Annotated in this window: 12 protein-coding genes; 8 read left to right on the top strand and 4 right to left on the bottom strand. The window is 62.1% G+C overall.

Annotation, left to right across the window (positions count from 1 at the left end; genetic code table 11):
- Positions 1–58: 58 nt before the first annotated feature.
- Positions 59–493 (bottom strand): MarR family transcriptional regulator, encoded by a 435-nt coding sequence (locus X727_RS151040; RefSeq protein ID WP_023834284.1) that lies wholly within the window; start codon positions 491–493, stop codon positions 59–61.
- Between the two features lie 124 nt (positions 494–617).
- Between X727_RS151040 and hmgA the strand changes: the two genes are divergently transcribed.
- The 6 genes from hmgA to X727_RS151070 are packed head-to-tail and all read left to right on the top strand — an operon-like array spanning position 618 to position 4,990.
- Positions 618–1,931 carry a homogentisate 1,2-dioxygenase gene (gene hmgA / locus X727_RS151045; RefSeq protein ID WP_023730502.1) on the top strand — a complete coding sequence of 438 codons (1,314 nt, stop codon included), beginning with the start codon at positions 618–620 and terminating at the stop codon, positions 1,929–1,931.
- 10 nt (positions 1,932–1,941) lie between these two features.
- Entirely contained in the window at positions 1,942–2,829 is an 888-nt protein-coding gene (locus tag X727_RS151050; RefSeq protein ID WP_023743663.1) for an MBL fold metallo-hydrolase, read from the top strand.
- The gene (locus X727_RS151055; RefSeq protein WP_023743662.1) at positions 2,826–3,839 is read left to right on the top strand and encodes a fumarylacetoacetate hydrolase family protein; all 1,014 of its coding nucleotides are present in this window, start codon (positions 2,826–2,828) and stop codon (positions 3,837–3,839) included. The genes X727_RS151050 and X727_RS151055 overlap by 4 nt, the downstream gene beginning before the upstream one ends.
- 12 nt (positions 3,840–3,851) lie before the next feature.
- On the top strand, positions 3,852–4,148 hold the full coding sequence (locus X727_RS151060) for a hypothetical protein (RefSeq protein WP_023743661.1): 297 nt from the start codon (positions 3,852–3,854) through the stop codon (positions 4,146–4,148).
- A 7-nt stretch (positions 4,149–4,155) separates the two neighbouring features.
- On the top strand, positions 4,156–4,452 hold the full coding sequence (locus tag X727_RS151065; protein WP_023743660.1) for a hypothetical protein: 297 nt from the start codon (positions 4,156–4,158) through the stop codon (positions 4,450–4,452).
- A 1-nt stretch (position 4,453) separates the two neighbouring features.
- The gene (locus X727_RS151070) at positions 4,454–4,990 is read left to right on the top strand and encodes a DinB family protein (RefSeq protein ID WP_023743659.1); all 537 of its coding nucleotides are present in this window, start codon (positions 4,454–4,456) and stop codon (positions 4,988–4,990) included.
- Positions 4,991–4,993: 3 nt separating this feature from the next.
- On the opposite strand, the gene X727_RS151075 is transcribed toward X727_RS151070, so the two are convergent.
- The gene (locus tag X727_RS151075; RefSeq protein ID WP_023743658.1) at positions 4,994–5,218 is read right to left on the bottom strand and encodes a type II toxin-antitoxin system prevent-host-death family antitoxin; all 225 of its coding nucleotides are present in this window, start codon (positions 5,216–5,218) and stop codon (positions 4,994–4,996) included.
- 3 nt (positions 5,219–5,221) lie between these two features.
- Positions 5,222–6,337: a 4-hydroxyphenylpyruvate dioxygenase gene (gene hppD, locus X727_RS151080; protein ID WP_023694412.1), complete on the bottom strand. Its 1,116-nt coding sequence runs from the start codon at positions 6,335–6,337 to the stop codon at positions 5,222–5,224.
- Positions 6,338–6,476: 139 nt separating this feature from the next.
- On the opposite strand from hppD, the gene X727_RS151085 reads away from it, so the two are divergent.
- Positions 6,477–6,944 (top strand): Lrp/AsnC family transcriptional regulator, encoded by a 468-nt coding sequence (locus X727_RS151085; RefSeq protein ID WP_023734215.1) that lies wholly within the window; start codon positions 6,477–6,479, stop codon positions 6,942–6,944.
- A 217-nt stretch (positions 6,945–7,161) separates the two neighbouring features.
- Here X727_RS151085 and X727_RS151090 read toward each other — a convergent pair whose 3' ends face one another.
- The gene (locus X727_RS151090; protein WP_023672907.1) at positions 7,162–7,500 is read right to left on the bottom strand and encodes a TIGR01244 family sulfur transferase; all 339 of its coding nucleotides are present in this window, start codon (positions 7,498–7,500) and stop codon (positions 7,162–7,164) included.
- Between the two features lie 207 nt (positions 7,501–7,707).
- On the opposite strand from X727_RS151090, the gene X727_RS151095 reads away from it, so the two are divergent.
- Positions 7,708–8,052: a RidA family protein gene (locus tag X727_RS151095; RefSeq protein WP_023672906.1), complete on the top strand. Its 345-nt coding sequence runs from the start codon at positions 7,708–7,710 to the stop codon at positions 8,050–8,052.
- The last annotated feature ends 75 nt before the right edge of the window (positions 8,053–8,127 follow it).

Below are 8,127 nucleotides of genomic sequence, written 5' to 3'. Positions count from 1 at the left end.
GGGGGAGATGTCCGGCAGGACAGAGGGGGGTGTGAAGGATCACGGCGGAGCAGATTCTTTATTCACCCAACGCTCCCTCCAGCGCCGCCACGCCGCTCACAATCGCTGTCCGCTCCTCTGTGCTCAGCCTCTCCAGCAACTCCCGTTCAAACGCCTTCGCCAGCGGCACCATTTCGCCATAGGCCGCCAGCCCCGCCTTTGTCAGCGCCAGATGCTCCACGCGCCGATCATTCTCGTCAGTTGTGCGTACCAGCCAGCGCCTTCGCTCCAGTTCCCCCACCGCGCGCGACACCTTTGTCTTGTGCATGGCCGACTGCTCGCCAAGCGCTGTCGCCGTCATGGTGCCGCGCTGTCCGAGCCCTGACAGCGTGCGCCATTCCGGCCGCGTCAGGCCGTGGCGGTCGCGGTAGATTTTTGAAAATTCGCGGCTGACGGCGTCGGCCAGCCGGTAGAGCCGATAGGGCAGGAAATTTTCGAGTTCGAGGGTTTCCATATGCGCACCGTGGATGCGGCATCAGCCGTTGATAGTTACATTTTCGATGGTTACAAATGAAACCAGTTTGGTCAACATCGCCGGCAGGCCGCGCTTCGCGGCGGTCGGGATCAGGGAGGATCGGATGGAATTTTCCTACATGCCGGGCTTCGGCAATGATTTTGAGACCGAAACGCTGCCCGGCTCGCTGCCGCAAGGGCGCAATTCCCCGCAGCGGCCGGCTTACGGACTTTATGCCGAGCAGCTCTCGGGCTCGCCCTTCACCGCCCCGCGCGGCACCAATGAGCGCTCCTGGCTCTACCGCATCCGGCCGAGCGTCAAACACACCGGCCGCTTCAAGGCGGCGAGCTATCCCCTGTGGAAGACCGCTCCCAATGTCGGCGACCACGAGCTGGCGCTCGGCCAGTACCGCTGGAACCCGGTGCCGATGCCGAAGGAGCCGACCGATTTCATTCAAGGGATGCGCACCATCACCACCGCCGGCGACGTGCTGGGCCAAAGCGGCATGGCGGCGCATGTCTATGTCGCCAACCGCTCGATGGTCGACGACCATTTCTTCAACGCCGACGGCGAGTTACTGATTGTCCCCCAGGTCGGTGCCTTGCGCTTTGTCACCGAGATGGGCGTCATCGAGCTTCGGCCCGGCGAGATCGCCGTGCTGCCGCGCGGTCTGGTGTTCAAGGTCGAGCTCGCCGACAAGGAAGTGCGCGGCTATGTCTGCGAGAATTACGGCGCCAAGCTGACGCTGCCCGACCGCGGCCCGATTGGCGCCAACTGCCTGGCCAACCCACGCGACTTCAAGACGCCCAGCGCCTGGTTCGAGGAGAAGGAGACGCCGTGCCGGCTGACGGTGAAATGGTGCGGCAATTTCAACGTCACCGAGATCGGCCATTCGCCGCTCGACGTCGTCGCCTGGCACGGCAACTATGCGCCCTACAAATATGATCTGGCGACGTTTTCGCCGGTCGGCGCCATCCTGTTCGACCATCCCGATCCGTCGATCTTCACCGTGCTGACGGCGCCGAGCGGCGAGGAAGGCACCGCCAACATCGACTTCGTCATCTTCCCGCCGCGCTGGCTGGTGGCGGAAGATACGTTCCGGCCGCCCTGGTACCACCGCAACATCATGAGCGAGTTCATGGGCCTGATCCAAGGCCAGTACGACGCCAAGGAGGAAGGTTTTGTCCCGGGCGGCATCAGCCTGCACAATCTGATGCTGGCCCACGGCCCCGACGCGCCTGGCTTCGAAAAGGCCTCGCGCTCCGAGCTGAAACCGGTCAAGCTCGACAATACGATGGCGTTCATGTTCGAGACCCGATTCCCGCAAATGCTGACCCGCTACGGCGCCGAGCTTGAAACAAGGCAGGACAATTACATCGACTGCTGGTCCGATCTGAAGAAGCGCTTCAACGGCACTGTGGAGGGCGACTGGTCTTGAGATCAGCCCGATGAGCGACCGGCTGCTGCTTCTCGGCTCGAAAGGCGGCCCGGCATTGCGGCCGGGCGGGCCGTGGCCGAGTTCGTCGCTGCTGGAACTGGGCGGGCGAACCATTGTCGTCGATTGCGGGCTCGGCGTCACGCGCGGTCTGGTCGATTCCGCCGTCAGCCTGAAGGCGCTCGACCTGGTCTTCATCACCCATCTGCATTCCGACCATGTGCTGGAACTGGGCCCGTTGCTCCACACCGCCTGGACCGCCGGGCTCGCCAGCCCGGTGACGCTGTTCGGACCGCCCGGCACCGACCAATACTGGCGCCGTTTCTGCCAGGCGATGGAGTTCGACATCGAAATTCGCATCGTCGATGAGGGCAGGCCGGACATTCGCGATCTGGTTTCGATCGTCGAATTCGGCGAGGGCGAGATTCTCTCGAAGGGCGGCCTGAAGGTCTCGGCACTGCGCGTCGACCATCCGCCGGTGACCGACTGTTTCGCGCTGCGCTTCGAGCATGGTGCGAATAGCGTCGTGTTCTCGGCCGACACAGCCTTCTTTCCGCCGCTCGCAGGCTTTGCCCGAAATGCCGACATTCTCGTCCATGAGGCCATGCTACAAGAAGGCATCGAGGGGCTGGTCGCCAGGACCGGCAATGGCGCGCGGCTGAAAGAGCATCTGCTTGCCAGCCACTCATTTGCCGAGCAGGCAGGTCGCATCGCCAGCGATGCCGGGGTGAAGAGGCTGGTGCTCAACCACCTCATTCCGGCCGACGATGCCGAGATCGGCGAGGCCGACTGGGAGGCCGCCGTCAGGAAATCGTGGGCGGGTGACTTGACGATTGCCCGCGACGGCCTTGTTGTGAACTTAGACGGCGCCAAAGCCGCATCAGGAGAGGAAACCGCATGAAGCTTGCCACATTGAGGGACGGGACGCGCGACGGAAAGCTTGTCGTCGTCTCGCGCGACCTGACGCGCTTCACCGACGCCTCGTTCCTGGCGCGAACGCTGCAGGCCGCGCTCGACGACTGGCAGCGGGTTTCGCCGCATCTGGCAACCATCGCGGAATCGCTGGAAAACAATGCGGTGCCGTCGGCGCGCTTCCATGAGCATGACGCCCATTCGCCGCTGCCGCGCGCCTATCAATGGGCCGACGGTTCGGCCTATGTGAACCATGTCGAACTGGTGCGCAAAGCGCGCGGGGCCGATATGCCGGCAAGTTTCTGGACCGATCCGCTGATCTATCAGGGCGGCTCGGATTCCTTCATCGCGCCGCGTGAGCCGATCCGCATGGCCGGGGAAGCCTATGGCATCGACATGGAGGCAGAGGTCGCCGTCATTGTCGACGACGTGCCGATGGGCGCCAGTATCGACCAGGCGCGCGCCGCCATCCGGCTGGTCATGCTGGTCAATGATGTGACGCTGCGCGCGCTCACCGGACCCGAGCTCGCCAAGGGGTTTGGCTTCTTCCAGTCGAAGCCGTCCTCGGCTTTTTCGCCGGTGGCGGTGACGCCGGACGAACTCGGCGACGCCTGGGATGGCGGCAAGGTCAACCTGCCTCTGCTCGCCGACGTCAACGGCAAGCCGTTCGGCCGTGCCAATGCCGGCGTCGACATGACCTTCGACTTCCCGGCGCTGATTGCCCATGCCGCAAAGACACGGCCGCTGGTTGCCGGCACCATCATCGGTTCCGGCACCGTCTCCAACAAGCTGGATGGCGGGCCGGGCAAACCGGTGGCGGCCGGCGGCGCCGGCTATTCCTGCATCGCTGAACTGCGCATGATCGAGACCATTGAGTCTGGCGAGCCCAAGACGCCGTTCCTGCGCTTTGGCGATACGGTGCGTATCGAGATGAAGAATAAAAGCGGAAACTCGATCTTCGGCGCCATCGAGCAGAAGGTCGAGAAGTCCCAGGCATAAGAGGGGGCAATAGTGACGGGAGAGGCGTTCTACCTGCTGGCCGGCGTCTGGGCGCTGGCCATTCTGGTGGTCTTCATCCAGGCGATCCGGCTGAGCTACCGCATCGAGGCGCGCTCGCCCGATCTGACCAACCGCAGTGGCTACCCGCGCAAGGCGATGATGTTCCACACCATCACCAACACCAATGTGGCGCGGGACGAGGAGACGCAGGCGATGCGGCGGCGCATGAACCGCCTGTTGCTGATCGTTGTCGCGGGCTTCGCGGTGATGGCGGCAGGCTTGTATCTGATGCGATCGACGGGAGCGTGAATGGCAGATGGCCTATACCGCTTCTTATCTTTGGTTTCTTGGGCTTTGCAGCGTCGCAACCGGCTGGCTTTTGATTTCCGCAATTCGGCTCTGCCGGCAGGTCGAGGATCGGTCTGAAAGGCTGCGTAATTTCAGCAGCGAGGCGCGCCTGCCGAGGCTTGTGTACGTCGCTTTGAACCGGGAAGTCGCAAGCGATGCAGGAACGCAAGAACTGCGCCGCGGTATGAACGCTCGTCTTCTGGGGATAGCTGCCATACTCGTCATTCTGAAGTTGGTGGACTTGGTCGGTTGGCCAAGCGCATAACATGGATATTCTCACCCACTTCAGCCGCATGGCCGGCAACAATCTCTGGTCGAATGACCGGCTCTACCGCGCTGTGCTTGCGCTGAAGCCCGGCGAATTCGAAGCCGAACGCACCAGCTTCTTCCCGTCGATCAAGGCAACGCTCAACCACATCCTTGCGGTCGATCATCTCTATCTCGATTTTCTCGAAGAAGGCGGCGTCGGTGCGGCCGCCTATGACGACTACGTGCCGTTCGATGTGCCGCAGGCGCTGTTTGCCGCCCAGGTCGCAGCAGATCGACGCCTGATCGCCTTTTGCGAGAAGCTGTCGGAGGCGGATCTCGACCGTCAGGTCATCACCGACCGGCGCGAGGATGGCATGATCCGCGAAAAAATCGGCGACATTCTCGCCCATGTCTTCCTGCACGACATCCACCATCGCGGCCAGGTTCACGCGATGCTCTCGGGCAGCTCGGTCGCGCCGCCGCAACTGGACGAGTTCTTGCTCGATTATGATTTGAAGGTGAGGAGGGAAGAGGTCGTGCGGCTGGGCCTCTGACCTTTATCTGGTGTACTCGTTCCATTCAGGGCCGAGTTTGTCGAAATCGTCAGAAATCCAAATCTTGCCCTTCAGGGCACCTATGCGCGACAACAAGTCTTCTCGAACTGGTGGCACGAGCCGCGCCGCGATCTTGCCGTGATGAGTGATGACTATCTCCTCGCCGGCCTCCGCGCGGCCGACGAGTTCCGTTAGTTTGGCCTTTGCTTCGGTTATGGAGACGTTCACGGTTCACGCCGCCTTGCCATCGACCTTGATCACGCCGCGCTTGATCTGGTCCTGCTCGATCGACTCGAACAGCGCGCGGAAATTGCCTTCGCCAAAACCTTCGTCGCCCTTCCTCTGGATGAATTCGAAGAAGATCGGGCCGATCACGGTTTTGGAGAATATCTGCAGCAGGATCTTGGTCATGCCGCCGTCGACCACGCCTTCGCCGTCGATCAGGATGCCGTGCTTCTTCATCCGCTCGATCGGCTCGTCATGCCCGTTCACCCTGTTGTACGACATGTCGTAGTAGGTCTCCGGCGGACCGGGCATGAACTTCAGCCCGTTGTCGGCAAGCTTGTCGGTGGCGGCGTAGATGTCGTCGGTGCCGACGGCGATATGCTGGATGCCTTCGCCATTGTACTTCTTCAGGTATTCGGCGATCTGGCTGGTGTCGTCCTTGGATTCATTTAGCGGAATGCGGATCTTGCCGCAGGGCGAGGTGATGGCGCGGCTGACCAGGCCGGTGATCTTGCCGTCGATGTCGAAGAAATGGATCTGCTTGAAGCCGAACAGCTCGCGATAAAAGTCCCACCATTTGTCCATCTGGCCGCGATAGACATTGTGGGTGAGGTGGTCGAGGAAATAGAAGCCGACGCCTTGCGGCCGCGGGTCGCGTTCGCCCAGCCACTCGAACTCGGCATCATAGGCCGAGCCCTTCTTGCCATAGGCTTCGATGAAATAGAGCAGCGAGCCGCCAATGCCGACAATGGCCGGCACGTCGAGCGCCTTGTCGTTGCCGTCGTAGGGCGTGGCGCCTTTCGATACCGCATGCTCGAATGCGTGCTTGGCATCGACAACACGCCAGGCCATCGAGGCGGCGCAAGGGCCGTGTTTGTCGACGAACTTCATCGCATGCGAGCCCGGTTCGGCATTGACGACATAGTTGATATCGCCCTGGCGCCAGACGGTGATGTCCTTCGTGCGGTGCTTGGCCACCGCGACATAGCCCATGCGGGTGAACAGTTCTGCTAGCTTCTGCGGCTCCGCATGCGCGAACTCGACGAACTCGAAACCGTCGGTGCCGGCGGGGTTTTCCTTGCTGATCTTTGCGGGCGGGGCGTCGTGCGGGAAGGGACCCATGGCATTCCTCCAAACGGATGGTGGCCGCATCGGACCACGAGATGACGCATGATAGTGCGAAGTGACCGCACGGTGCTTGCATTCAAACGCTTGAAATGATCATCTCGTGCGTAATTCATGCATGATTGGAGATGAATCGATGAATGAAGCGCGCATCGATCAATTTGACCGCAAGATAATGGCTCTCTTGCAGGGCGACGCGCGGCTCACCAACAACGATCTCTCGGAGCGCGTGAACCTGTCGGCATCGCAATGCTCACGCCGCCGCCAGCGGCTGGAGGAAGACGGCTACATCAAGGGCTATCGCGCCGTGCTCGACCGCGACAAGCTCGGCTTCTCGCTGGTCAACGTCATCTCGGTGACGCTCGCCACCCATAACCGCGACAATGCCAGGCGCTTCGGCGAGCTGCTGGCGCGGCTGCCGGAGGTGCAGGAGGCGCACGCGCTGACCGGCGAGATGGATTATATCTTGAAGGTGGTGACGCCCGATCTGAAATCATTGTCGGAATTCGTCAACGGTGTGCTCCTGCCGCACGAATCCGTGCAGCATGTGAAGACGGCGATCGTGTTGGAGACGCTGAAGGAGACCGGCGCGCTGCCGATCTAGTTTGAGAGAGTTTCAGTTGATACGTCTGCGGGACAGCACCCCTCTCTGGCCTGCCGGCCATCTCCCCCGCAAGGAGGAGATCAGCAGCTTTGTCGATAGCGCTCATCCTGCAACGTCGGCGATTGGCGAAGAGCGAAGGCGACATCCGATCTCCCCCCGGGGGAGATGTCCGGCAGGACAGAGGGGGGTGTGAGGGATCGCCAGCGCCTCAGGATGCTCACCCCTTGGACTGCTGAATCAGCCCGTAGAGATTGGTGCAGCGCGCGCCGGAGCGGCAATAAGCAAATACCGGGCCTTCGAGCGCGTCGAGCGCTTCGGCCTGATCTTCGACGTTCTCGGCTGTGATCTGGCCGCTGATTACCGGGATGTAGCGGAAGGCCAGCCCCGCGGCTTCGACCGCCGCCTTGACGCTGTCGGCCGAAGGCTGGTCGGGCTGCTCGTCATCCGGCCGGTTGCAGATCACGCTCTTGAAACCGGCTTCCTTGATGGCGGCGGCATCTTCGGGCTGGATCTGGCCCGAGACCGAATAGTCCTCGCTGATTTCGCGATATTCCATGGCTCTCATCCTCGCAATCTGGTTTGGCGCGAAGTCTTGCCACTCTCACACGAGGTCGGCAATCCGCGCCGGAAAGAAATCCCTCGGCGCAGATAGACATTTGCGGCCCAAGATCCAACCCAGGCTCAAGAGGTTTCGCGCTGTTGACCTTGCCCGGAGGCGGCAGCGACTCTAAACAGGCGCACCGACAAACGAAGGAACCATCCAATGAGCATTCGTCGCATCGATGTTGGCCCGCGCATGAGCCAGATCGTCATCCACGGCAACACCGTCTATCTCGCCGGCCAGGTCGGAACGCCCGGCGCCAGCGTTGGCGAACAGACCAGGTCGATCCTCGCATCTATCGACGAACTGCTGGCCAAGGCCGGCACCGACAAGACCAAGATCCTGCAGGCGATCATCTGGCTGGCCGATATGGGCACCTTCGCCGAGATGAACAAGGAATGGGACAAGTGGGTCCCGCAAGGCAACACGCCCGCCCGCGCCACGGGTGAGGCCAAGCTTGCAGGGCCGGAATACACCGTCGAGATTATCGTTACGGCGGCGATTTAAAGTGCAGCCTTCTACCTCCCCCTTGTGGGGAGGTCGGACCGAAGGTCCGGGCGGGGGGCTGGCGCCGACCCCCAC

This window comes from Mesorhizobium sp. L103C105A0, from assembly GCF_000502215.1.
Classification (GTDB): domain Bacteria; phylum Pseudomonadota; class Alphaproteobacteria; order Rhizobiales; family Rhizobiaceae; genus Mesorhizobium.
The sequence above is the reverse complement of the archived record's forward strand: the minus strand, read 5'-3'. Positions and strand labels throughout refer to the sequence as shown.

What these genes read in the sequence shown, in the direction of transcription:
- X727_RS151040 (WP_023834284.1), bottom strand. Translation starts at nt 493, where the DNA reads ATGGAAACCCTCGAACTCGAAAATTTCCTGCCCTATCGGCTCTACCGG.
- hmgA (WP_023730502.1), top strand. Translation starts at nt 618, where the DNA reads ATGGAATTTTCCTACATGCCGGGCTTCGGCAATGATTTTGAGACCGAA.
- X727_RS151050 (WP_023743663.1), top strand. Translation starts at nt 1,942, where the DNA reads ATGAGCGACCGGCTGCTGCTTCTCGGCTCGAAAGGCGGCCCGGCATTG.
- X727_RS151055 (WP_023743662.1), top strand. Translation starts at nt 2,826, where the DNA reads ATGAAGCTTGCCACATTGAGGGACGGGACGCGCGACGGAAAGCTTGTC.
- X727_RS151065 (WP_023743660.1), top strand. Translation starts at nt 4,156, where the DNA reads ATGGCCTATACCGCTTCTTATCTTTGGTTTCTTGGGCTTTGCAGCGTC.
- X727_RS151070 (WP_023743659.1), top strand. Translation starts at nt 4,454, where the DNA reads ATGGATATTCTCACCCACTTCAGCCGCATGGCCGGCAACAATCTCTGG.
- hppD (WP_023694412.1), bottom strand. Translation starts at nt 6,337, where the DNA reads ATGGGTCCCTTCCCGCACGACGCCCCGCCCGCAAAGATCAGCAAGGAA.
- X727_RS151085 (WP_023734215.1), top strand. Translation starts at nt 6,477, where the DNA reads ATGAATGAAGCGCGCATCGATCAATTTGACCGCAAGATAATGGCTCTC.
- X727_RS151090 (WP_023672907.1), bottom strand. Translation starts at nt 7,500, where the DNA reads ATGGAATATCGCGAAATCAGCGAGGACTATTCGGTCTCGGGCCAGATC.
- X727_RS151095 (WP_023672906.1), top strand. Translation starts at nt 7,708, where the DNA reads ATGAGCATTCGTCGCATCGATGTTGGCCCGCGCATGAGCCAGATCGTC.